The organism is Streptomyces sp. NBC_01003, assembly GCF_045162695.1.
Taxonomy (GTDB): domain Bacteria; phylum Actinomycetota; class Actinomycetes; order Streptomycetales; family Streptomycetaceae; genus Streptomyces.
In genome coordinates, this window is the sequence record NZ_CP108707.1 from 1,529,059 (window position 1) to 1,551,285 (window position 22,227).

Here is a 22,227-nt window from a genome sequence, read left to right on the forward strand (position 1 = left end):
CCGGGCGGCACCACGGTCAGGGCAGGGCCTGGGCGCCCTCGTCGTCGATCAACTCGGCGATCTTCACGGTGTACTCGAGCAGTTCGGGATGCCACCCCATGTACGCGGCGAAGTCATGGGCATGGGTGAACACCCGCAGCACCGCGGCCCGCCCGGCCGCCACCGGATCGGCCGGCGCACCATAGCCATGGGCCAGGGCGTCCAGAGCGGTGTGGAAGTCGTCCGGATCCAGGTCCAGACCCGGCGTCCGGCGCAGCAGCGTCATCCGCCATTCGACGAACTCCCCCAGCAGCCAGCCGAAATCGAAGTCGGCGGGACCGCGGGCCACATCCTCACCGGAGAGCAGGCAACCGCCGTCCGGCGCGTCCCCCACGACGACCGAGCCCAGGCTGGGCGCACCGTGCAGGAAGACCCCGCCGCTCAGGTCGGTGGCCAGGGCGTGGCACCACTCCCGCACCAGATTCCACCGGGCGGTGCCGAGTTGGCGGCGGACGATGGTGTGGAAGGCCGGCGCGGCTCGCGGCCCTGTGCCCTCGTGCATCCAGGACGCCAGCCGGGCAGGGCCCGGCGGTCCGGAGACGGCCAGGGACGCCGGAACCGCGGTGTGCAGCAGGCGCAGCGCCGCGCCGGTCCCGGACAGGGCTCCGGCCACCCGCCCGGGAGGAAGACCGACGTCGCGGCTCACGCAGAGTTTCGCCACCGGGACCGGGCCTGGCACCTGGTAGTGCAGGGCGTCGCCGACCGCCTCCGGGAGCGCGAGTCGCAGACCGGCCGGGCGCAGCGCGGTGAGCGCGGCGCGCACCGGCGCGTCGGGCGCGCTCAGCGGGACGGGGCGGTCGTCGCCCGGGCGGCGGATCCACACGTATCCCGGGCCGCAGGGGTGGATGGCGGTGCGCAGGAAACCGGTGGCGAACTCCTGCACGGCGGACACGGCCGGCTGCGTCATCGTCCCTCCTCCTCTCCAGGTGAAGGGGCGGCCGCCAGACGGGCCCTGAGCCGTTCCAGGGCTGGGATGACGGCGGGCAGCGGCGTGGCCACGGTGGCGCCCGGGCGGCCGGTCGTCACGCTGTAGCCCGGCTGCGGGGGCACCACGGTCACGTTGGGACGCTCCGCCAGTGCCGCGACGTGCCGGCGGTAGCCATACGACTCCGCGCCGCCCGGAGGCAGCGCGGGAGCAACGGCGACGGGTGCCCGGGTGCACTGCAGGGCCAGCAGCAGGGGGGTGTCGGCGGCGCCCAGGGCCAGCCGGCCGACGAAGTTGTAGGTCGCCGGGTGGACGACGATCGCGTCAGGCCACTGGGCGAGCTCGACGTGGGTGGCGCCTTCCTCCGGCTCGTCCGGCCAGACGTCCTGCAGGACCGTTCCGCCCGCGAACGCGGTCAGTGCGTCACGGGTGACGAACCGTTGCGCGGACCGGGTGAGCATGGTGCGTACTTCGATGTCCGGGTACGCGGTCCGCAGCCAGTTGAGCCACATCGGCATGAACATCACCCCGAGGGAGCCGGTGCCCGCGAAGAGCACCCTGCGGGCGCCGAAGTCCGGTGCCGGTCCTTCGGGCGGGGGCGCGTTCTCAGCCATGGAGGCGGTCCAGGGCGGCGAGGATGTCCTGGAGGTCGGTCATGACGGCGCCCAGACCCTCAATGTGCATGACGCCCGCCGGGTTGAGCACGACCTCGTCGACGCCGCTCTCCCGGTAGCGCTGGAGTTCGGCGGCGATCTCGTCGGGCGTTCCGGCGACGAACACCCCTGCCTCGACCAGGGCGTCCGCGCCGGCGTCCGGGTCGTGCGCGTAGGCGGGGACGCCGGCGCGGCGCAGCATGTCGGTGTAGTGGGCGGCGCTGAGGTGGGCGCCGGCGCCGCGGCGGGCCGCCAGGCGGATGTCGCGGCCGGGGCGGGCGACGGCGACATGGATCACGGTCGCCACCCGCGGCGCGGCACGGTCCGCCGCCGCGGCGCCCTTGGCCAGGGCGGGCACGAGAGTGTCGGCGATGTAGTCCGCCGGGGTCATCCAGGTGACGGCGACGTCGGCGACCGCCCCGGCCATCGTGGCCATCCGCGGGCGCAGCACCCCCAGGCCGAGTTCGACCGGCGGGGCGTCCAGGGCGATGAGCTGGGCGTCGATGGAGTGGTACGCGCCGTCGCGGCGCGCGAGTCCGCCGTCCAGCAACTCGCGCATGGACGTCATGTACTCCCGCATCGCGGTGAGCGGCTTGGCGTAGCGCTCGGGAAGCAGGGAGTCCTGGAACTCCGGTGCGGCCGGGCCGATGCCGGCCACGTAGGGGGCGCCGCTGAGCGCGGCCACCGAACGCGCCTGCACGGCGGCGTCGTACGGGTGGCGCAGCGGCGCGAGGGTCACCCCGCTGCCCATCGGGATGCGGTACCCCATGCCGGCCAGCGTCGCGAAGAGCTGGTGGGTGTCCAGCCGGAGGGACTGGCCCAGCCACAGCCGGCCCGCGCCGCGGCGCTGCAACAGCCGGGCGAAGGGCAGGATCTGCCCGGTGTTGGAGGGCTGGATCGGGTACATGATGCTGGTGTTGTGCGTGGAGGTCACGGGATCACCTCTCAGTAGGAACGTTGGCCGACGAGTTCACGGCGCGCCGCCAGGCGGCTGCCGGACTCCCGGCGTGAGGACTTCAGCAGGAGCCGCGGAGCGAGCAGCAGCCCCAGCAGGGTCCACGCTCCGAGCACGCCGAAGGTCTGCCAGTGCTGCCAGCTCCGGCCGGTCTCTGCCACCAGCGCGCTGTCGGGCAGGAGGGCGGAACGGATGCCCTGGGCGATCCACTTCAGGGGGAAGACCTCACCGGTGATCTGCAGCCACCGCGGCATGCTCGTGACCGGGAAGAAGATCCCCGAGATGAAGAGGAGTCCGAGCATGGGGATCATCACCCAGGCCAGGGCCTGGCGTGGGTTGGGCAGCATCGCGCCGACCGCGGCGCCGAGCAGGGAGAGCGCGACCAGACCCAGCGTGGTCACCCACAGCAGGGTGCCCCACTGATCCGCGCTCCGGGGGAAACCGGAGTCGGTGGTGAGCGCTCCTCCGGCCAGCAGCAGCGCGGTACTCAGGCAGGCGATCGCGAGGACCATCACCGTCTTGCCCACGAGGTAGGCGGCCATGCCGCCGGGCGTGCCGCGCAGGCGCAGCAGCGTGCCGTCCTCGCGCTCGGTGGCCAGTTGCTGCGGCAGCCACACCATCGCGATCATGGCGAGGAGCGCGGCGACGCTTCCGGCGATCACCATGCGCGAGGAAGGCACCGGGCTGCCGGGAATGGTGCCGGTCTGGAACGACGCGGTGAGCAGGAACATCGCCGGATTGGTCAGATGGCCCAGGTACTCGCGCGGGGTGCGCGCGGCCTGCCGCAGTTCGGTCCTCCCCCGGTGCAGCCCAACGGCAAGGGACTGTCGGCTGATCACGCTTCCTCCTGGTGGAGCATGCCCAGATAGGTGTCCTCCAGCGTGGGCCGGCGCACCTCCAGGTCAGGGATGGGGCCGCCGAGCCGGGTGTGGAGGTCCCACACCAGAGCGGAGGGGTCCTTGGTGTGCTGCCGACACCGCCGGCCGTCCTCGGACCAGCGCACGTCGGCGTCGGCCTGGATCTGCGCGGCCAGTTCGTCGATGGACCCCGCGGCGACGAGCCGGCCGGCGACGAGCACCGCGATGCGGTCGGCCAGCCGCTCGGCCTCGGCGAGGTCGTGGGTGGTGAGCAGGACCGTCATGCCTTCGACCGCGCTCAGCCGCTCCACCAATGTGTGGAAGTCGCGCCGCGCCTCCGGGTCGAACCCGGTGGTCGGTTCGTCGAGGAAGAGCAGCTCGGGCCGGCCGATGATGCCCAGCGCGACGTCCAGACGCCGCCGCTGGCCTCCGGAGAGCTTCTGGCGCTCCTGGCCGGCCTGCTCCGACAGCCCGACGGTCTCCAGCAGCTCGCCCGCGTCGCGCGGGTCGGGGTAGTACCGCGCGAAGTGCTCGACCAACTCCCCGACCCGCCACCGGGCGTGGTCGCGCCAGGACTGCATGACGATCCCCAGCCGTGCCCGCCAGGCGTCGTCGGCGTGCTCGGGATCGGTGCCCAGCACGCTGACGTCACCGCCGGAGCGCCGCCGGAAACCCTCCAGGATCTCGATGGTGGTGCTCTTACCGGCCCCGTTGGGCCCCAGCAGCGCCAGCACCTCCCCCTGCTGCACCTCCAGATCCACTCCGTGGAGCACATCGCGTGCGCCGTAGCGCATCCGCAGGTTCCGGATGACGATCGCGGGAGGGACGGGTTCGGAAGCCGCTGCCGTCACCGGCGGCGCTGCTGAGGGAAGGGCCATATCGCTGGACCCTAACGACGGAATGATCTTCGCCGGCACTCCCGGGGCAAGTTGGCCCAGCCCCGAGGTGTCCTCCCCCGGCCGTCGCGTATAGGCCCTGACCAGCTACAACGCGTCTTCCAGCCGCCGGTTTCCCAAGTAATGGACCCGCGCAGTTTCTTGGCAGCCAAACCCGCCCCCCGGCCCAAGGGAGGGAACCCAGGGATTTCCCGGAAGTGCCAGAGGGTGCGCCGGCCATGGCTCGCGTGTGTTGCCGGGCCTCCTCGCCGCCAGCGGCCAAAGGAACCAGGCCGGCCGCTTCCCACGGGAGCCGCGGCAGCACCGCCACCGCCCGCGAGAGCTCGTAGCGACCGCTGCGCCCGGTGAGAGTGCGGAGATGCTGCCCGCTCGCGAGGAGCCGGAAGAAGACCGACGCGTACGCCTCGACGCTGTCCACCACGCGCGCCCGGCGCCGGGTGGCGTGCTGCAAGGCCACAGGGAGGCCGACCGCCGCTGATCGCGCCCAGTGCCCCGGCCGCGATCAGCCGAAAGGCGGGCGGGAGCGCGGACGTCGCGGGCCCCAGGGCGGCGAAGGCGGTGACGGTGAGTACGGCCGCACGCCCCACCGGCACGGGGCGTGGCAGCTCGCGGCCGGCGATGGTCCAGATGTATGCGGGAGCCCTATGCCCCCACCCTGTCCGGCATTTACCCAGCCAGCCGCTGCTCTGCGACCTGCCTCCAGAAGACGTGCCGCGTGCCGCTCAGGACGGGGTGGGTCCACCGACACCGCGAACACCCTTGCGGCGGGCACAGCGACAGTCGGGGCGACGCTCACGGTCTCCTGGCCCACGGTCTGCACGCTCAGGTCGTTCCCCGCGCCATCAGTACACCCAGGCCGATGCCGCCCGCCCGTGCTCCGCCCCTCGGGTGGAACACGCCCGCGATCGTGCCGGCGTCGTGAGCGGGACGGCGTACTGCGCCACGGCGACCAGGATGCCGCCGAAGTGCGGGGTACGGACGCCGTCCGGCAGGTGGAGCAGGAGACGGCGAACCGCGGCCCGAGCACGCCGACGAAGGCGCCGGTGAGCTGGAGCAGGACCGCGAGGCGGCCGGCCCCACCCACTCGGCGGGGGTGCGCTCGTGGCCGACGCCGGGTTCGAGGGCGGGACGGGTCTTGTCCGTAAAGCCCACGGCAGTCAGCCGCCCGGTGGCCCCACACCCGCCGCCGTATTCGGATCGGCTGCTCGGATCACGTACTCCGGCCCCGCGCCCGGGTCAGCTGCTTCAGTTCGATGATGGTCGCGACGGCGCGCAGCCAACTGGCCGCGGTGTCGTCGGCGGCGATCCCGCCCACGAGTTCGGTGCCGGCCTGCAGCCACTCCCGTACGAGGACGGCCGCCTCCCGGCGGGGCAGGGGCTCGGGCAGCTCCGCGGCGCGGGCGAGTCCGCCGGCGCGCACGGTGTCGGCGAGGAAGGCGACCGAGCGCGGCTCGGTGCCGAGGCGGTCGAGGACGACTGCTGCGGCCGCGGCGCCGTCGCCGAACAGGGCGGTGCGCCGGGTGCCGGGCGCGGCGGTGAGGCCGTAACGCAGCAGGACGGTGATGTCGAGCCGGGCCAGCTCGTCGTCCGTGCGGTCCGGCGGGTACGGGGCGTCGTCGTTCATGGCGGGGCCTCGGGTGTCTCGTCTCATCTGACTGGTCCGCTGCGGCTCAGTCGACGGTGACGGTGTAGGTGATGCGCTCGGGGGCCGGGGAGGGGGTGGCCGCCCCCGTGGTCGGGGTGGCGGAGGGTCCGGTCGTCTCGGGGGGCCGGCTGGAGGTGTTGCCCTGGCAGGTGGTGAACGTGCAGTGCAGCAGCGTGAACCGCGTGCTCCCCTTGCCCTTGGCCTCGAAGGTGAAGGTGAGCCGGCGGCCGGCACCGGGCACCGGCGTGTCGCCGGAGTCCGACGCATAGTCCTGGCCGCGGCTGACGAGCACCGCAGTGTCGGGCTCGGGGCCGACCAGGTACCAGTACTCGCGGGTGGAGGCGTTCTGGTCGACGGTGAGCGTGAAGCGCTCGCCCGGCTCGGCGGTGATGCTGGTGTCCTTCACCGGGTGGCTCGTCGGGCGGCCCACGGTGCTCGTGGAGCCGTCGGCCGGTTCGTCGGTGCCCGAGCCGCAGCCCGTGGCGAGAGCGAGGAGTGCGGCCGCCGCGATCGCGGCACCGCCCCTGCTACCGCGGAAGATAGACGCTGTACGCATTGGGGAGATCACTGCTGGATGCCTTGCCCATGTGGCCGTTGATGAAGTCGTCCTCGCTGACCCAGGTCGTGGAGCCCCAGGGGTTGTACACCTGAAGCTTGTCACCCTCCTGGGCGATGATGGTCATCGCGTGGGCGCCGTCCTTGCCCGAGACGTCGACAGGCACCGGCCGCCCCTCCGCCACCGACTTCTCGACTTCGGTGAGGACCGCCCTGCGGTCGCCGGCGCTGTTCAGGTCCTGGCGCTGGTAGTCACTGCCGGTGGCGCTGCCGACGGCGGTGTCGTTGATCCGTTCCTGCCCCTCCTGCCCCATGCCGCCCCAGTTCTTGCCGCCGTCGCCTTCGGTGTGCAGCCGGTGCTGTTCGGCCACCAGGCGCTGCTTGAAGGCCTCGGGGTCGTCCTGCTGCCCGTCGGGGCCGCCGGTGAGGTCGAGCGCGTACATCGGGTCGACCATGGCGCGGGAGGTGACGGTGGACGAGGCCACGCAGGTGCCCTCGGAGCCGTCGCCGCCCTGGATCCACAGCTGGCCGTCGAACGTGGCGTAGTCCTTGTTGTTGTTCGACCCGTCCGACGCCAGGCCCTCGTCGTCCATGCTGTCCGTGGCGGTGACCACCGGAGTGAGGTGCCGGCGCATCCAGTCGGGGTCCTTGCCGTGGATCTTGTCCTGGAACTTCCCTATGTCGGCGACACTGTGGCCGGCGGCCAGGGCCTTCATCAGGTAGGCGCGCTCCTGCGGGGTGTCCGACTTCGCCAGCATCCGCTCCATGGCCGTCTCGTCGTCGAGACTCAGCAGGTCCATACGCGTCGACGCGCGCGCCAGGTCGCCGGGCGTGAGGACCTCGTTCAGCTCGGTGTCGGCGCCCGCAACGCCGGTGTCGGCGAGCATCAGCTTGTCGACGGCGGTGAGTTCGCTGGTCTCCATCTTCCCGGCCCGTGCCTCGGCGGCCCACTTGTTCAGGTCCCGGGCCGCGACACGGGTGGCCTCCTGCGCGTCGGAGACGGCGGCATGCATCAGGTCGACCGCGTAGGAGCCGAAGTGGGCGGCGTTCTTGCGGTCCCACTCCTCCTCGTCGTTCTCGTGCAGGTCGTCGAAGAAACCGTCCTTGCCGCCGAGCGTCTTCTTCTGCTCCAGCAGCTGACCGCGGCCCTGCTCGTCCTTGCGCTGCGCGGCGCCGATCGCGTCGGCCAGCGTCAGCAGCACCGTCGCGCAACCCTGGAACGCCTCGCTCATCTGGGTCGCGGACCGCCCGGCGGCGTTCACCACGTCGGAGGCGAGGACGCTCGTGTCGCCGACCCACACCTCCGGAAGACCCTTGCGGCCCACCCGGTCGACCTGGTCGAAGACGCTGCCGACGTGGTCGAGCTGGCCACGGTAGAGACTTGCCAGGCCCTCCAGCACGCCCTGGTCGCCGCCCGGTTCAGGCACCGAGAGGGCGTCGTCGATCAGGTCGAGGACCTCGTTCTTGCTTCCGGCACCGAGCATCTTCTTGGACAGCCCGGCGAGCCACGCGAGGCGGAAGGAAGGGGAGTTGAGGGGAGAGGAGAAGAAAGACACCGGCCCGTTCCTCAGTAGCTCGACAGGGCCGAGGCGCGCCCGCCCTGCGTCGATGTGTCGGTGAGGTTGCTCGTGCCGCCGACGGGAACGCTGTCCGCGTGCGTCTTCACCAGGCCGTCGGTGCCGTGGTAGGTCTTCTTGGCCAACTGCACCTTGCCACCGAGCTCGTGCAACGCCGATGCCAGTGTCTTGGTCTCCGCCTCCCACGCCTTGACGAACGCGTTCAGCGCCGACGCGGCGTCATCGCCGCCGACATCGCCGTACGAGTAACTCGTACGGGACTTGACGGCCGAGCTGACGCCGTCCATCTCCGTGCCGGCGTCGTCGAGTTGCTGGGCCTGGCCGGTCATTCCTGCCTTGACCTGGTAGCCATCCGAGCCCATCGCGCCTCCCCCGTGTGCATTCGATCGCGACCGCGGGCAGGCTAACACGCACTGTTTATATGAAGGATCACACGTCGTCCGCCACACACACCTCCTCCACATCGCCCGCGCCACGGCGCGCCTGGGCGCTCATCCCGGCCCAGGCGATCGGTTGCAACTCGCCGTAGCGCGCACCGCGTACGAGGAAGGACCCCATCCCACGGGCGAGCTGTCGAGCCACGCATCGAACCTTCCGAGCGGGCGCAGGGCGGCACGGCAGGCCCCTGGCAGACGCAAGTCAGCAACGCGGGCCAACGCCCGGTCCGACGCTGACCGCTTGCCGAGTCTGCTGATGCCGTGTCAGTCCGGGACTGAAGACTGTTTCAAGGGTCTGTGACAGTGTGGTCCGCCGGCAGGCGATGGCCTGAAGGGCCGCAGGGCGTACGGCGCCGAGGCGTTGCCGCAGTGGCGTCAGGTGGTGAGGCCGTCGATCGCCACGGGAAGGTGGCGGGGGCCGCGCAGGACGGGGTTGGCGCGGTAGGGCGGCGGGTCCGCCAGTAGCCGTGGGTTTCTGATCCGGCGGAAGAGCTCGGGCAGGGCGAGCTGCGCCTCGATCCGGGCCAGCGGGGCGCCGAAGCAGTAGTGGATGCCGGTGTAGAACCCGAGGTGCTGGTTGTCCTCACGGTCGGGATCGAACCGGTCGGGGTCCTCGAAGCGCTTCGGGTCGCGGTTGGCCGACGCCAGCAGCAGCCGGACCGACGAACCCTTGGGGATGGTGGTGCCGGCGACGTCGATGTCGGCCAGGGCGGTGGTCCACGGTATGAACTGGACCGGCGGCTCGTATCGCAGCACCTCCTCAATGAGCGGATCGACCAGGTCCGGTTCTGTCCGGAACCGTTCGAGGATGTCGGGGTGGCGCAGCAGTGTGAGCGTCGCGTTGCTGATCAGGTTGACGGTTGTCTCATGGCCTGCGATCAGGAGCAGTATCGAGGTGGCCACCAGCTCCGCGGTCGACATGCTGCCGCCGGGGCCCGTTTCGCGGGCGAGGGGGCCCAGGATCCCGGTGCCCGGGTGGTGGCGCTTGATGTCGATCAGGTCGGACAAGTAGGCGCCCAGCTCGCCGCGTGCCTTGTGTGCCTTTTCCAGGCCGCTTTCCCCGACGCTGGGATCGATCCCCGACGCCACGGTGTCGGCCCAGCCGTGGAAGCGTGCTTCGTCCTCGCGCGGCACTCCCAGAACCTTGCAGATGGCCGTGACGGGAAGGGGGTAGGCGAAGTCGTCGACGACGTCGATCTCGTCCTTGCCTTCGAGCGCGTCGACCAGGTCGGCGACGACCGCGGCCAGCTCTCCGCGCATGTCGTGGAGGAACCTGGGGCTGTGCGGGGGTCCGAAAGGCCGCATCGCCGCATTGCGCAGCCGGTCGTGTGCGGGCGGGTCCAGAAGCAGGAAGCTGGGCGGCAGACCGGGGTCCTCCTCGGTCACGGCGGGGTCGTCGGCGCCGGGGGTGCGCTTGCGCGGGTCGTTGCTGAGCCGCGGGTCGATGGCCAGGCTGCGCACCTCGTAATAGGTGCTGACCAGGTACGATCCGTCGTCCTGAAGGGTTACCGGCGACTCGCGCAGCGCGGCGTAGAGCGGGTACGGATCGGCGCGATTCGCATAGTCGGTGATCTGCGCGAGCATGGTGCCCAGAGTCATGGTGTCTCCTGAGGGGCCGGCGGTCGGGGGCGATGGTCAGGCGCGTGCCGCGACGAACTGGCGTCGGGTTCGTCGGAGAAGTCGACGAGAACGGCCTGGACCGGACAAGCGGCCGCAGCCTGTTCCACCTGCTCACGTAGTGCCTCGGCGAAACGGGAGGTGAGGAGCAGCGCCTCCCCGCCGTGCAGAGCGGAGACGTCCGGGGCGAGAAAGGCGCACTGCGCGAAGCCCCGACACCGGTTGAGATCGACGACGAGCCCTCATCTGGAACCCCGCTCCTTGCTGGGGTTGCGATGACCGCCGGCCCCGCAGCCCCTGTGGGTTCGGTCCGCTCGATCGGCTGGTATGCCTTCTCTCCAGGATCAGCTCGGCGGGATGGCCTCGCAACGTGAGAGCCGTGCAGTGGCGGCCCTGCGGACGTCCGTCCCGACTCGGGTTCGAAGATGGCAACGGCAGCGGCGTCAGACGTAGTCCTTGCGCTGCACGATGCCCACGGCCGGGGCGCCCAGTGGGATGGTCGGGCTCACCGAACAGGCGTCGGGGCTGCACCACGTATGGGACTGCGGACTCCTGGCCGGGCCGGGGATCGAACTCACGGCTCCAGGAGCAGGTCCAGTGGTACTTCCTGCCCCAGCCCGATCTCGGCCCAGATCGTCTTGCCCTGGCGGTCGTAGCGCGTGCCCCACATGGTGGTCAGCTGCGCCACCAGGAAGAGGCCCCGCCCTCCTTCGTCCTCGTCGCCGGCGTGGCGGAGATGCGGAGAGGTGTGGCCCCCGTCCGAAACCTCGCATATCAGTGTGCGGTCGACGTCCCGAAGCAGGGCGCAGAGAGACAGGGGGGCGGCCGTATCGGATGGCGTTGGTGACGAGTTCACTCACGACCAGTTCTGAGACGAACGCCGCCTCGTCCAGCCCCCAGTCCTCCAGTTTCTCTCGGACGAGTGCACGGACGCCGGCCACCTGGGCCGGATCGGAGGCGACGTGCCACGAGGCCACGCTGTCCACGGGGAAGGCGTGGACGCGCACCAGCAGCAGCGCGGCATCGTCATCGGCGGACCCCTGGGCAGACAGGGAGATGACCTCATCGCACGCTTTCTGCAGGGACCCGGCCGAGGCGTCCAGGGCGCCGCACAAGTCCTTCACTCCCTCGTCCACGTCCCGGCTGCGCGCCTTGACGATTCCGTCGGTGAACAGGGCGAGCACAGCACCCTCGGCGAACTCGAATTCCACGCTCTCGAAAGGCAGTCCACCGATGCCCAGCGGGGGACCTGTGGGCAGGTCGAGCGGTTCGGCCTGCCGGGTGCCTGTCCCACGGCCGGTGGCGACCGGTGGGAGGTGGCCCGCGCTGGCCATGGCGCACGTGCGGGAGGTGGGGTCGTACACGGCGTACAGACAGGTCGCCCCGAGCGCCCTGTCCGTCCCCTCGTCGCCCGGCGTCCGGTGTATTCCAACTCGTGCCTGACCCACCAAGTCGTCGAGCCGGGTCAGGAGTTCGTCCGGCGGCAGGTCCAGGGCGGCCAGTGCCCTCACGCTCGTGCGCAACCGTCCCATGGTGGCCGCGGCGTCCACCCCGTGCCCCACCACGTCACCAACCACCAACCCGACGCGGGCGCCCGACAGCGGAATCACGTCGTACCAGTCGCCCCCGACACCGAGCGGACCAGTAGTGGGGATGTAGCGGTGCGCAAACTCGATGCCACTCGGTTGCGGCAGTTCTCGCGGGAGGAGGTCACGCTGCAGTTTCAGCGCCGTGGCGTGCTCGCGGACATAGCGGCGAGCGTTGTCCACGCACACCGCGGTGCGCGACGCCAGTTCCTCGGCGAGGGCGCGGTCCTCCTCGGTGAACGGAGCACGGGGCGGCTGCCGCAGGAGCGTGACCGTGCCGAGCGTGGTGCCCCCGAGGAGCAGGGGCACGGCCAGCAGGCGTTGGTCCGCGGTCATCGGCCGACTGCCGATGACACCCAGCAGCGCATCACTTTGCGCAACGGACGGGGCGCTCCTGGTCCGCTCTGCCATGAGCCGTAGCCCCGTCGGTGCACCGGAGACCGAGGACGGGGCTTCTTCTCCGGCCAGGACCGACTCCGCGACCTCGATCCGTACGGAGTCGGCGAGATCCGGAACCATGAGCCCCGCGAGTTCCTCCGCCGTTTGCCAGACGTCGAGCGTGGTACCGATCCCGCTGGCTCGGCTGAGCAGCGCCAGGCGAGTCTGTGCCTCGTAGCGATCGGTGACATCGACGGACGCCTCGCAGACGCCCAGGGGGTGGCCCGCGTCGTCCTGCAGGCGGAAGTACGAGCACGAGTAGACCCGGTGGTACGCGCAGACCGCGGGGGTGGGCCCGCGCCAGTGGACGTCGAGCACGGCTTCGCCGGTGCGCAACACTTCCTCCAGTACCTCCTCCGTCTCGTGGTAACGCGGAGGGGACAGGATGGTGCCGTGCGGATAGAGCACGCTGTTGGCTTGGCCCTCCCATTCACCGGCGCGCCAGCCCATGACCTGCTGCACGACGTCGTTGGCCCAATTGAGGTGGGCGTCAGGGCCGTAGATGCTGAGCCCCACGGGAGCCTGAGTGAAGAGCCCGGACAGCATCGACTGGTCGGTCACCCACTCCTGATAGCGGTCGCTTGCCGCCGCCATCACGACCCAGGCGGGCCTCCCCCGGTCCTGCTCCACCGGAAAGATGCGCAGGGCCGTCTCCACCAGCGCCCCGTCCGGGCGTCGAACGGTACGTCTCTCGGTCCGGGCGTCCTCGGGTGCCCCCACTGCCCCGAAGCCCTGCAGCGTGTCACGCCGGGCGCGAACATCGCGCAGAACCTCGCTCGCCGAGCGACCGAGCACATCTCGGGTGTCGGCCCCGTAGAGATTGCGGGCTCCAGGACTCCAGCCAGTCACTCTCCCCTGCGCATCCAGCACGATCATCGCTGCTGTGGTCGTGTCGAAAGGGTTCTGATGACCGGTCTCGCATGATGCATGCATCGTGGCCATGCGACCTGCCCAGTACTGGAATGTCTGAATTCAAGGCTACGCCTGGCCCCCGCGGCACGGCGTGGCCCCAGGTCACCGCCACTGCGACCGCAGGACATCGAGCATCCCCTTGCCGGCCGGGGGAAACGGCGTCTTCGGATGACGCCCTGTGCGGTCACGGCCTGTGCCACTCGCAGGAACCCGGCCAGATCGGCGCCGAGCACGTAGTCGTCGAGGTCGCCGCCGTACGCCTCGGCAGTGGCGCGGCACCGGGTGTGTTCCTGATGGCGGAACGGGCCGCCGTGATCGAGAACGCTCGCACGCTGTACCTCAAGGCTGCGCTACGTCGCGACGCCGGAGAGATCTTCTCGGAGCCCGAGGCAGCGATGGCGAAGCACTACGGGATCCGACTGGCGGTCGACATGGCCCGCCGTGCCGTCCGGGCCTTCGGCGGCCTCGGCTTCCCTCGCGAGCCCAGCGCGGACGGTACGCCGGGACCTGTCGAGGCGATCTACCGCGACAGCAAGATCGGCGAGAATCCACGAGGGAACCAAGGAGATCCAGAAGTGGATCACTGCCCGGAACATCGTCTCGGCAAGGAGATCACCGGATGAGCGTGGCAGGCCGCACCCTGCCCCTGTCCGCGGGAAGGAACGCGGGCGTCAGCCCGTCGTCAGGCCGAAGATGAGGACGGTGAGGGCCCAGCACAGGGCCACGAGCGCCGCGCCCGCCACGTCGACGCGGACGGTGCGGGTCCGGCCGGGGCGGAGCCAGAAGGCCAGGACGCGGTTCACCAGGGGCATGAGCAGCCAGGTCAGAATGCTGACGCTCAGTATGTTGCCCAAGAACAGGCCGAGGTATCCGGGGACGCCCAGGACGTCGAATTCATGACCCACGGTCAGATTCAGGACCATGACGGTGGGATAGAGGGCCAGCACCACGGTCATCGCTTGTTTCCAGCTGGGAGGGACCCGCTCCTCCTCGTCCGAGCCGAACCTGAACCAGCCGCCGAACGCCGTCCCCACCTTGCGGACGTCGTAGGACGCGAAGTAGTCCCGCCCTTCCTTGAGGAGGTGCTCCCTGCTGCTGGAGTCCAGCCAGGCATCGAGATGTTCATGGGTGTCGTACCGGAAAACGATCACCCAATTGTCCTGGATCCCCTCGACGGGCCGGAAGAATTCGGTCCCCATGAAGCCCGGATACTTCTCCTGCTCTCTCAGAATCTTCTCCTGCCAGCGCTCGAAGTCCTCTTCCCGGCCCGGCCGTACGTCGTGCGAGACAACTGCCGTGACACCCTCCACCCGGTCCGGTACCTCGATGTGGCCACCGGCAAGGACTTCCTGGGTAGGGCTTCCGTCCAGCAGCCAACGGCCTTCGGCGAGCAACTCCCGGCGGGCGGTCGAGTCCAGCCACGCGGTGAGCTGGTCCGTGCCGGCGAAGCGGAACACCACGACCCATTCGCGTTCCTCGCCGAATCCTGGGGGATAGGTCTCCGTGGCCTCGAATCCGTCGAAGTCCCGAACGGCCCGGTTCACCTTCCCCTGCCAGCGGTCGTACTCCTCGTCGAGCCCTTCCCGCACCTTCTGGGAGGTCACCACGGTCGCACTGCCGCTTGCACGGATACCCATACGGCGTAGTCTAGTTCACAGGGAATTATGACGGCATTCGAATTCACCGGGAATTCGGGGAACATCCGCCGCACGAATTATCGCGCGAGAGAATCAGCCTCCCGCGAGAGATCAGTCTCCATGGACCTCAACACCGTCACGGAAGTCGTCCGGCGTCCGCTCGATCCGCCCGGCGCGGACTGGCGCGAAGGTGATGCGTGGCTTGCGGGTGGTACGTGGCTGTTCTCCGTGGAACAGCCGAGCCTGCGGCGCCTGGTCGACCTTACGGCGCTACGCTGGGATCCCCTCGTCCCGGGCCGCGCGGGACTCGAAATCGGTGCCACGTGCACGATTCGCGATCTCCATTCCTTTGCTTTTCCGGGCGACTGGATCGCGGGCACCCTTTTGGCGAAAAGCTGCGATGCCTTCCTGTCCTCTTTCAAGGTATGGAATTCAGCGACCGTCGGCGGCAATATCTGTCTGTCCCTGCCCGCCGGACCCATGATCACGCTGACGGTCGCCCTGGAGGCCCGGTACGAGCTGTGGGCTTCCGACGGGTCCACGCGCACCGTCGATGCCGTCGACTTCGTGACCGGCGACCATCAGAACGTTCTCGGCCCCGGGGAAGTCCTGCGGCGCATCGACATTCCGGCCCATGCCCTGAGGAAACGCGCCGCGCACCGCCGCTTCACGCTGACCCGCCTCGGCCGCTCGACGGTCTTCCTCATCGGCACTCGAACACCGGGCACGAACGACCTGTTGCTCACTGTCACGGCAGGCACGACACGCCCCGTACGCATTGCTTTTGACGCCCTGCCCGATGCCTCGACTCTGCGGCGGAGCATCGACGCCGTCCCCGCCGGCCTCTGGTTCTCGGATCCCAATGGGACCCCGGATCACCGTCGCCATCTGACGAAGCACTTCGCCGAAGAGATTCGTCGCGAGCTGTCGGCCGGTGACCTGCCATGACGTACGTCGTGAACGGCAGGAGTTTCGAGGAGGAGCCTGGCCCCGGCCAGTGCCTGCGGACCTTCCTGCGGTCGCTCGGGCACCACGGCGTCAAGAAGGGGTGCGACGCGGGCGATTGTGGTGCGTGCACGGTGTGGCTCGACGGCGATCCGGTGCACAGCTGCATCACCCCCGCGTTCCGCGCGGAGGGCCATGAGGTGACCACGATCGAAGGGCTCGGATCTCCCGGCCAACTGCACCCGATGCAGCAGCAGTTCCGTGATGCGCCGGGGTTCCAGTGCGGCTTCTGCACCGCAGGGATGATCATGACCTCGGCGACCTTCACCGAGGCCCAGAAGGCGGACCTGCCTCGCGCCCTGAAGGGCAACCTCTGCCGCTGCACCGGCTACCGGGCGATCGAGGACGCCGTGAAGGGCGTCGTCGGCGTCGAGACCGCCGCGCCGGGAAAAGCCGTCGGGACGAGCGCCGGCGCCCCGGCGGCCGACGAAGTGGTGACCGGGCGCGCCGAGTTCACGATGGACACCGATGTCGACGGCCTGCTCCACCTCAAGGTGCTGCACTCCCCGCACCCGCACGCCCGGATCGTGTCGGTCGACAAGACCGCGGCGCTCGCGGTGCCGGGCGTGCATCGCGTCTACACCTGGGAGGACGTGCCGCGCAGGCGGTTCTCCACGGCGATCCACACCGACCACCTCGTCGATCCGGACGACACATACATCCTCGACGACACGGTCCGCTTCGTCGGCCAGCGCGTCGCCGCCGTCGTGGCCGACACGGTCGGCGCGGCGGAGGAGGGCTGCCGAAGGGTCGAGGTGGAGTACGAGGAGCTGCCGGCGGTGTTCGATCCTGAGGCCGCGATGGCCGAAGGGGCTCCCCAACTGCACCGTACGGACGACCCGTTCGTCCGCGATGCCGTCCACAACATCCTGCTGGAGATCCATTCGCACATCGGCGATGTCGACGCGGGGTTCGCCGAGGCGGACGTGATCCATGAAGGAACGTACTCGTCCCCCCGGGTGCAGCACGCGCATCTCGAGACCCACGGATCCATCGCCTGGGTCGAGAACGGCCGGTTGAACGTGCGGACCAGTTCGCAGTCGCCGTCGATCGCGAAGGTCAAGCTCGCGCATCTCTTCGCGCTGCGCCCGGACCAGCTCCGCGTGTTCTGCAAGCGGGTCGGTGGCGGCTTCGGCGGCAAGCAGGAGGTCATCTCGGAGGATCTGGCCGCGCTCGCCGCCCTGGACACCGGGCGGCCCGTCTGCTTCGAGTACACCCGCGAGGAGGAGTTCACGACGGCCTCGCCGCGGCACCCGATGACGCTGACGGTCAGGCTCGGCGCGAAGGCGGACGGCACCCTGACGGCATTTCAGGTCCGCAATGTGTCGAACACGGGCGCCTACGGCAATCACGGCGGCGAGACCCTGTACGCAGGCGGCGCGGCCGTCATGATCTACCGCTGCCGCAACAAGAAGTACGACGGGTTCTCCGTCTACACGAACACTGTGCCGAGCGGGGCGTTGCGCGGCTACGGAATGACGCAGCCGGCGTACGCCGTCGAATCCGCGATGGACGAACTGGCCCGCGCCCTGCACCTAGATCCGCTCGAACTGCGACGCCGCAACATCGTGCGGCCTGGCGATCCGCTCGTCGCCATGCACGACGGCCCCGACGACGTGATGTTCAACGAGAACGGGCTCGGCAAGTGCATCGATCTCGTGGATCACGCCATGGCTCGCGCTGTCGACGAGCCGCCGCCCGGGCCCGGTTGGCTGGTGGGGTCCGGGGTCGCGAGTTCCCTGCACGAGACCGCGCCCCCGACCGAGCACCTCTCCGAGGCCTGGGTCACGCTCGGCGACGACCTCGTGTACGAACTGGCCGTCGGTACCGTCGAGTTCGGCGAGGGCACGTCGACCGCGCACGTCCAGATCGCGGCCAACCAGCTGAGTACGACGCCCTCACGCATTCGCCTGGTGCAGTCGGACACGGACCGCACGGGATTCGACACCGGCGCCTTCGCGAGCGCGGGCCTCTTCGTGGCGGGCAACGCCGTGCTCCGAGCGTCCAATGCCGTACGCGACCGCATCCTCGAATTCGCCGCCGCGCACACAGGCGTCCACATGGTCATGTGCTCGCTGGGCGACGGGGAAGTCGTCTGCGGGGACCGGCGCGTGCCGCTGGCCGAACTCGTCTCGCTGGCCCGGGCGCGCGGAATCCGGTTCACCGCCGCACGCAAGGCCTACGGCTCGCCACGAAGCGTCGTGTCCAACACGCACGGATTCAAGATCGCGGTCCATCAGGTGACGGGCGAGATCCGCATCCTCTACAGCGTTCACGCCACGGACGCGGCCGTCGTCATCAACCCCGCGCAGGTCCGGGGTCAGGTGGAAGGCGGGGTCGCCCAGGGCATCGGCTTCACGCTGACCGAGAACTACCAGGTCGACGCGGGCGGAGCCATGGCCAACCCGAACCTGCGCAACTACCGCATCCCCACCTACGCCGACGTCCCCCGCACCGAACTACTTCTGGTGAAGTCGGCTGACTCCTTCGGGCCCATGGGGTCGAAGGGCATGGCGGAATGCTGCATCAACCCGGTGGCCCCCGCGCTGGCGAACGCGCTCCACGACGCCACGGGCGTCCGCTGTCGCGCACTGCCCCTGACGCCGGAGCGCATCTACAGCCGACTCAGGGAGAACCGGTCCATACGGACGGCCTGAGCCCCGCTCGCATCCAGGAATCGGGTCGGCGCCCCGCCCATGGATACCTGACGGCAGCATCAGTCCCGGAGAACCCCCCGGGCCGGAAGCGTCCGTCCCAGGCGGGCCAGCGGGGACAGCGCCATCAGCAACGGGGACAGCAGCATCCCTGCCGCCGTCACCGCAATGCTGAGGCGCAGCCCCCACTCGTCCGCGAGAAGACCGCCGAGCAGCGAGCCGAGCGGGGTCAGGCCCATGCCGACGAACGTGACGGTCGCCGCCGCGCGGCCTTGCATCCCGTCCGGGGTCAGGGCCTGCCGGACGCCCATCACCGTGACGTTCACCAGCTGGCCGAAGGTCCCGAACACGAGACTGACCGCGACGAGGGCGAGAACCGTTCCCGTTGAGGAGCCGTGCAGCGCGGGCACGAACAGGAACGCGCCGTCGCCGAGGGCCGCCGCGGACACGAGCACCACGCCGTGCCCGAACCGGCCCGGCAGGCGCGCGGCCAGCAGCGAGCCGAGGAGCGCGCCCGGCCCCGTGGCCGCGAGCGCGAGACCGATCTCCGTGCCGGACAGCTGCAGTTCCCGCGGCAGGAAGAGCAGGTAGACGGTCATCATGGCCGCCAGCGAGAACTGGAAGGCGGCCGAGGCCAGGCACACGGCCCGCAGCGAGGTGTCGCCGACGACGAAGCGGAGGCCCTCGCCGATCCGCCGCCAGACCCGCGGGGGACGCCGCTGGGGGTCTTTCGTGGGCTCCGGGGGACGCCGCGAGCGCTCTTGCCTGGACTCGGGGATCGACTCACTGCGGCGGATCCGTCGGATCGACAGGAACGACATCGCGAAGAGGAGGGCGCCGGACGCGGCAGCGATCGGTGCTGCCAGGACCGAGACCAGCGCCCCGCCGAGTGCGGGGCCGGCGATCTGGGCGGCGGAGCGGCTGCCCTCCAGTGCGCTGTTGCCCGGCACCAGTTGATCGCGTTTCACCAGCCGTGCGAGAGACGTCTGGTAGGCCACGTCGAAGAACACGGAGAGGGCGCCGACGGCGAAGGCGGCCACGAGCAGCGCGGGCAGGCCCAGCGCGCCGAGGAGCCCTGCCACGGCGGTCGCCCCCAGGGCCAGCGCCCGGCCCGCGTCCGCCAGCACCATCACCGTGCGCGTGCGCCACCTGTCCACCCACGCGCCGGCCAGGAGCGAGAGCAGCAGGATCGGCGCCTGCCCCACCGCGCGCAGGACACCCAGCTCACCGGCGTCGGCGTCGAGCGTCAGGACGGCGCAGAGCGGCAGAACGACCAGAGTTGTGTGTTCACCGAGTTGGGAGACCGTCTGGCCCACCCAGAGTCGGCGGAAGTCGCGGTCGCGCCACAGGCTTGGGGAAGCAGGCCGGCCGGAAGCGGATCCGGCGGAGGAAGCGGAGGAAGCAGAGGAATCGGAGGGATCGGCGGAATCAGACGAAGCAGAGGACGCGGAGGGCACAGGGATCCCTTGCAGTGCGGACGACGAGGCCCGTCACCGGGCGCGCAGAGGGCGCACCGCCGGTTCGGGCAGGAGAGGGCTCGCTGTGCCACGTGACAAGGGCAGCACGCGATGACGGGCCGATCAGGGCCTACGGCGTCACAGCGTGCTCGTACGACCGGGCATCTCTCACTCCTAGCAGTTCACTCGCCGCCCGACCCTAGCCCGTACCGAAGGAGACCGACATGGGAAAAATCGTCATCAGCGAGAACGTCTCGCTCGACGGCGTCGTCCAGGACCCGACCGGTGAGGAGGGGTTCCGGCACGGGGGCTGGTTCGGCCGGATGGCGGACAAGGACCGGCTGGAGTGGACCAAGGTCGAGTTCGACGAGGCGCTCGGCACGGAGGCGCTGCTGCTCGGGCGGCGGAGCTACGAGTGGTTCGCGGCCCGGTGGCCGTCCCGGAGCGGCGCGTGGGCGGAGCGGCTGAACACCCTGCCCAAGTACGTCGTGTCCTCGACCCTCGTCGACCCCCAGTGGAACAACTCGACGGTCCTCGACGGCGAGGTGGTCCCCGAGGTCTCGAAACTGAAGCAGGAGCTGGACGGGGACATCGTCGTCTACGCCAGCCGCCGGCTCGTGCGCACGCTGCTTGCGCACGGCCTGGCCGACGAGCTGCGGCTGATCGTCCACCCGGTCGTGCTCGGGGCCGGCGAGCGCCTCTTCGGCGAGACCGGCGACGGGCTGTCCCTGCGCCTCCTCGACACCCGCACGGTCGGCGACAGCCTCGCGGCGCTCACCTACGGGATCGTCCGGGACGCCCAGGAACAGGCACCGTCACTGAGCACATGAACACTTGCGCACCGAAGCACCTGAAGACTGATACACCCGCCCCCTTTGCATAATCATTCTCTAGGATGCATACTCTTCCTATGTCTAAGGTTCTCACCTCCCTTCCCGCCGGCGAGCGCGTCGGCATCGCCTTCTCGGGCGGCCTCGACACCTCCGTCGCGGTCGCGTGGATGCGCGACAAGGGTGCCGTCCCGTGCACCTACACCGCCGACATCGGCCAGTACGACGAGCCCGACATCGCGTCGGTGCCCGGCCGTGCCAAGACCTACGGCGCCGAGATCGCGCGCCTGGTCGACTGCCGTGCGGCGCTGGTGGAGGAGGGCCTGGCCGCGCTCGCGTGCGGCGCGTTCCACATCCGCTCGGGTGGCCGTGCCTACTTCAACACGACGCCGCTCGGCCGTGCCGTCACCGGCACGCTGCTGGTGCGGGCGATGCTCGAGGACAACGTCCAGATCTGGGGCGACGGCTCGACGTTCAAGGGCAACGACATCGAGCGGTTCTACCGTTACGGCCTGCTGGCCAACCCGCACCTGCGCATCTACAAGCCGTGGCTCGACGCCGACTTCGTGACGGAGCTGGGCGGCCGCAAGGAGATGTCGGAGTGGCTGGTCTCCCACGACCTGCCGTACCGCGACAGCACCGAGAAGGCGTACTCGACCGACGCCAACATCTGGGGCGCCACCCACGAGGCCAAGACTCTGGAGCACCTCGACACCGGTGTGGAGACCGTTCAGCCGATCATGGGCGTGCGGTTCTGGGACCCGTCGGTGGAGATCGCCGCCGAGGACGTGACGATCGGCTTCGAGCAGGGCCGCCCGGTGACGATCAACGGCAAGGCGTTCGCCTCCGCCGTCGACCTGGTCATGGAGGCGAACGCGATCGGCGGCCGCCACGGCATGGGCATGTCCGACCAGATCGAGAACCGGATCATCGAGGCGAAGAGCCGCGGCATCTACGAGGCCCCGGGCATGGCGCTGCTGCACGCCGCGTACGAGCGCCTCGTGAACGCGATCCACAACGAGGACACCCTCGCGCAGTACCACAACGAGGGCCGGCGCCTCGGGCGGCTGATGTACGAGGGCCGCTGGCTGGACCCGCAGGCGCTGATGGTCCGCGAGTCGCTCCAGCGCTGGGTCGGCTCGGCGGTCACCGGCGAGGTGACGCTGCGGCTGCGGCGCGGTGAGGACTACTCGATCCTCAACACCACGGGCCCGGCGTTCAGCTACCACCCGGACAAGCTGTCGATGGAGCGTACCGAGGACTCGGCGTTCGGCCCGGTGGACCGGATCGGGCAGCTCACCATGCGCAACCTCGACATCGCCGACTCGCGCGCCCGGCTCGAGCAGTACGCGGGCCTCGGCATCGTCGGCACGACGCACCCCGAGCTGATCGGCGCCGCGCAGGCGGCGGCGACGGGCCTGATCGGCGCGATGCCGGAGGGTGGCGCCGAGGTCATCGCCTCCCGTGGCGAGGTCTCCGAGGACGACGAGCTCCTGGACCGCGCCGCGATGGAGTCCGGTACCGACTAGACCGACTGACACCGTCGGGCAGG

Annotated in this window: 19 protein-coding genes and 1 pseudogene; 5 read left to right on the forward strand and 15 right to left on the reverse strand. The window is 70.2% G+C overall.

The window, feature by feature from the left end; genetic code table 11:
• Window positions 1–16 precede the first annotated feature (16 nt).
• The 13 genes and pseudogenes from OG698_RS07150 to OG698_RS07210 form a co-directional block, all read right to left on the reverse strand.
• Entirely contained in the window at window positions 17–946 is a 930-nt protein-coding gene (locus OG698_RS07150) for a hypothetical protein (RefSeq protein ID WP_406102122.1), read from the reverse strand.
• Complete coding sequence (locus OG698_RS07155; protein ID WP_406102124.1) at window positions 943–1,578, reverse strand: flavoprotein; 636 nt, start codon at window positions 1,576–1,578, stop codon at window positions 943–945. The genes OG698_RS07150 and OG698_RS07155 overlap by 4 nt, the downstream gene beginning before the upstream one ends.
• Window positions 1,571–2,551 carry an LLM class flavin-dependent oxidoreductase gene (locus OG698_RS07160; RefSeq protein ID WP_406102126.1) on the reverse strand — a complete coding sequence of 327 codons (981 nt, stop codon included), beginning with the start codon at window positions 2,549–2,551 and terminating at the stop codon, window positions 1,571–1,573. The genes OG698_RS07155 and OG698_RS07160 overlap by 8 nt, the downstream gene beginning before the upstream one ends.
• 11 nt (window positions 2,552–2,562) lie before the next feature.
• A complete protein-coding gene (locus OG698_RS07165) occupies window positions 2,563–3,411 on the reverse strand; it encodes an ABC transporter permease (protein WP_406102127.1) in 849 nt (282 codons plus the stop codon).
• Window positions 3,408–4,307: an ABC transporter ATP-binding protein gene (locus tag OG698_RS07170; RefSeq protein ID WP_406102128.1), complete on the reverse strand. Its 900-nt coding sequence runs from the start codon at window positions 4,305–4,307 to the stop codon at window positions 3,408–3,410. The genes OG698_RS07165 and OG698_RS07170 overlap by 4 nt, the downstream gene beginning before the upstream one ends.
• Before the next feature lie 1,228 nt (window positions 4,308–5,535).
• Window positions 5,536–5,949: a hypothetical protein gene (locus OG698_RS07175; RefSeq protein WP_406102129.1), complete on the reverse strand. Its 414-nt coding sequence runs from the start codon at window positions 5,947–5,949 to the stop codon at window positions 5,536–5,538.
• 46 nt (window positions 5,950–5,995) lie between these two features.
• Entirely contained in the window at window positions 5,996–6,526 is a 531-nt protein-coding gene (locus tag OG698_RS07180) for a protease inhibitor I42 family protein (RefSeq protein WP_406102130.1), read from the reverse strand.
• A complete protein-coding gene (locus OG698_RS07185; RefSeq protein WP_406102131.1) occupies window positions 6,498–8,081 on the reverse strand; it encodes a peptidoglycan-binding protein in 1,584 nt (527 codons plus the stop codon). Before OG698_RS07185 ends, OG698_RS07180 begins: the two co-directional genes overlap by 29 nt.
• An 11-nt stretch (window positions 8,082–8,092) precedes the next feature.
• Complete coding sequence (locus OG698_RS07190; RefSeq protein WP_406102132.1) at window positions 8,093–8,464, reverse strand: hypothetical protein; 372 nt, start codon at window positions 8,462–8,464, stop codon at window positions 8,093–8,095.
• Window positions 8,465–8,531: 67 nt separating this feature from the next.
• Complete coding sequence (locus tag OG698_RS07195; RefSeq protein ID WP_406102134.1) at window positions 8,532–8,684, reverse strand: hypothetical protein; 153 nt, start codon at window positions 8,682–8,684, stop codon at window positions 8,532–8,534.
• Between the two features lie 230 nt (window positions 8,685–8,914).
• Window positions 8,915–10,138, reverse strand: coding sequence for a cytochrome P450 (locus OG698_RS07200; RefSeq protein WP_406102135.1), 1,224 nt, complete (start codon window positions 10,136–10,138; stop codon window positions 8,915–8,917).
• Window positions 10,135–10,395: pseudogene (locus tag OG698_RS07205) on the reverse strand (ferredoxin); the annotation flags it as partial. The pseudogene OG698_RS07205 and the gene OG698_RS07200, both read right to left, overlap by 4 nt.
• 204 nt (window positions 10,396–10,599) lie before the next feature.
• Window positions 10,600–13,029 (reverse strand): SpoIIE family protein phosphatase, encoded by a 2,430-nt coding sequence (locus OG698_RS07210; RefSeq protein ID WP_406102136.1) that lies wholly within the window; start codon window positions 13,027–13,029, stop codon window positions 10,600–10,602.
• Window positions 13,030–13,142: 113 nt separating this feature from the next.
• Between OG698_RS07210 and OG698_RS07215 the strand changes: the two genes are divergently transcribed.
• A complete protein-coding gene (locus OG698_RS07215; RefSeq protein ID WP_406102137.1) occupies window positions 13,143–13,715 on the forward strand; it encodes an acyl-CoA dehydrogenase family protein in 573 nt (190 codons plus the stop codon).
• Between the two features lie 48 nt (window positions 13,716–13,763).
• Here OG698_RS07215 and OG698_RS07220 read toward each other — a convergent pair whose 3' ends face one another.
• Window positions 13,764–14,729, reverse strand: a complete 966-nt coding sequence (locus OG698_RS07220) for an antibiotic biosynthesis monooxygenase (protein ID WP_406102138.1) — start codon at window positions 14,727–14,729, stop codon at window positions 13,764–13,766.
• 120 nt (window positions 14,730–14,849) lie between these two features.
• Between OG698_RS07220 and OG698_RS07225 the strand changes: the two genes are divergently transcribed.
• Both OG698_RS07225 and OG698_RS07230 read left to right on the forward strand, forming a co-directional pair.
• On the forward strand, window positions 14,850–15,677 hold the full coding sequence (locus OG698_RS07225; protein WP_406102140.1) for an FAD binding domain-containing protein: 828 nt from the start codon (window positions 14,850–14,852) through the stop codon (window positions 15,675–15,677).
• Window positions 15,674–18,391: a molybdopterin-dependent oxidoreductase gene (locus tag OG698_RS07230; protein WP_406102141.1), complete on the forward strand. Its 2,718-nt coding sequence runs from the start codon at window positions 15,674–15,676 to the stop codon at window positions 18,389–18,391. Before OG698_RS07225 ends, OG698_RS07230 begins: the two co-directional genes overlap by 4 nt.
• A 59-nt stretch (window positions 18,392–18,450) precedes the next feature.
• Here the strand turns inward: OG698_RS07230 and OG698_RS07235 are convergent, their stop codons facing one another.
• On the reverse strand, window positions 18,451–19,737 hold the full coding sequence (locus tag OG698_RS07235) for an MFS transporter (protein ID WP_406110890.1): 1,287 nt from the start codon (window positions 19,735–19,737) through the stop codon (window positions 18,451–18,453).
• A 332-nt stretch (window positions 19,738–20,069) separates the two neighbouring features.
• Here OG698_RS07235 and OG698_RS07240 point away from each other — a divergent pair, with 332 nt between their 5' ends.
• Both OG698_RS07240 and argG read left to right on the forward strand, forming a co-directional pair.
• Window positions 20,070–20,675 carry a dihydrofolate reductase family protein gene (locus tag OG698_RS07240; protein ID WP_406102142.1) on the forward strand — a complete coding sequence of 202 codons (606 nt, stop codon included), beginning with the start codon at window positions 20,070–20,072 and terminating at the stop codon, window positions 20,673–20,675.
• 80 nt (window positions 20,676–20,755) lie between these two features.
• Entirely contained in the window at window positions 20,756–22,204 is a 1,449-nt protein-coding gene (argG, locus tag OG698_RS07245) for an argininosuccinate synthase (RefSeq protein ID WP_116506170.1), read from the forward strand.
• Window positions 22,205–22,227 lie beyond the last annotated feature (23 nt).

Bases quoted from the DNA above. Each gene is read 5' to 3' on its own strand.
- OG698_RS07220 (WP_406102138.1), bottom strand. From the start codon at position 14,729: ATGGGTATCCGTGCAAGCGGCAGTGCGACCGTGGTGACCTCCCAGAAG.
- OG698_RS07200 (WP_406102135.1), bottom strand. From the start codon at position 10,138: ATGACTCTGGGCACCATGCTCGCGCAGATCACCGACTATGCGAATCGC.
- OG698_RS07180 (WP_406102130.1), bottom strand. From the start codon at position 6,526: ATGCGTACAGCGTCTATCTTCCGCGGTAGCAGGGGCGGTGCCGCGATC.
- OG698_RS07225 (WP_406102140.1), top strand. From the start codon at position 14,850: ATGGACCTCAACACCGTCACGGAAGTCGTCCGGCGTCCGCTCGATCCG.
- argG (WP_116506170.1), top strand. From the start codon at position 20,756: ATGTCTAAGGTTCTCACCTCCCTTCCCGCCGGCGAGCGCGTCGGCATC.
- OG698_RS07230 (WP_406102141.1), top strand. From the start codon at position 15,674: ATGACGTACGTCGTGAACGGCAGGAGTTTCGAGGAGGAGCCTGGCCCC.
- OG698_RS07170 (WP_406102128.1), bottom strand. From the start codon at position 4,307: ATGGCCCTTCCCTCAGCAGCGCCGCCGGTGACGGCAGCGGCTTCCGAA.
- OG698_RS07215 (WP_406102137.1), top strand. From the start codon at position 13,143: ATGTCTGAATTCAAGGCTACGCCTGGCCCCCGCGGCACGGCGTGGCCC.
- OG698_RS07150 (WP_406102122.1), bottom strand. From the start codon at position 946: ATGACGCAGCCGGCCGTGTCCGCCGTGCAGGAGTTCGCCACCGGTTTC.
- OG698_RS07240 (WP_406102142.1), top strand. From the start codon at position 20,070: ATGGGAAAAATCGTCATCAGCGAGAACGTCTCGCTCGACGGCGTCGTC.
- OG698_RS07155 (WP_406102124.1), bottom strand. From the start codon at position 1,578: ATGGCTGAGAACGCGCCCCCGCCCGAAGGACCGGCACCGGACTTCGGC.
- OG698_RS07190 (WP_406102132.1), bottom strand. From the start codon at position 8,464: ATGGGCTCGGATGGCTACCAGGTCAAGGCAGGAATGACCGGCCAGGCC.
- OG698_RS07175 (WP_406102129.1), bottom strand. From the start codon at position 5,949: ATGAACGACGACGCCCCGTACCCGCCGGACCGCACGGACGACGAGCTG.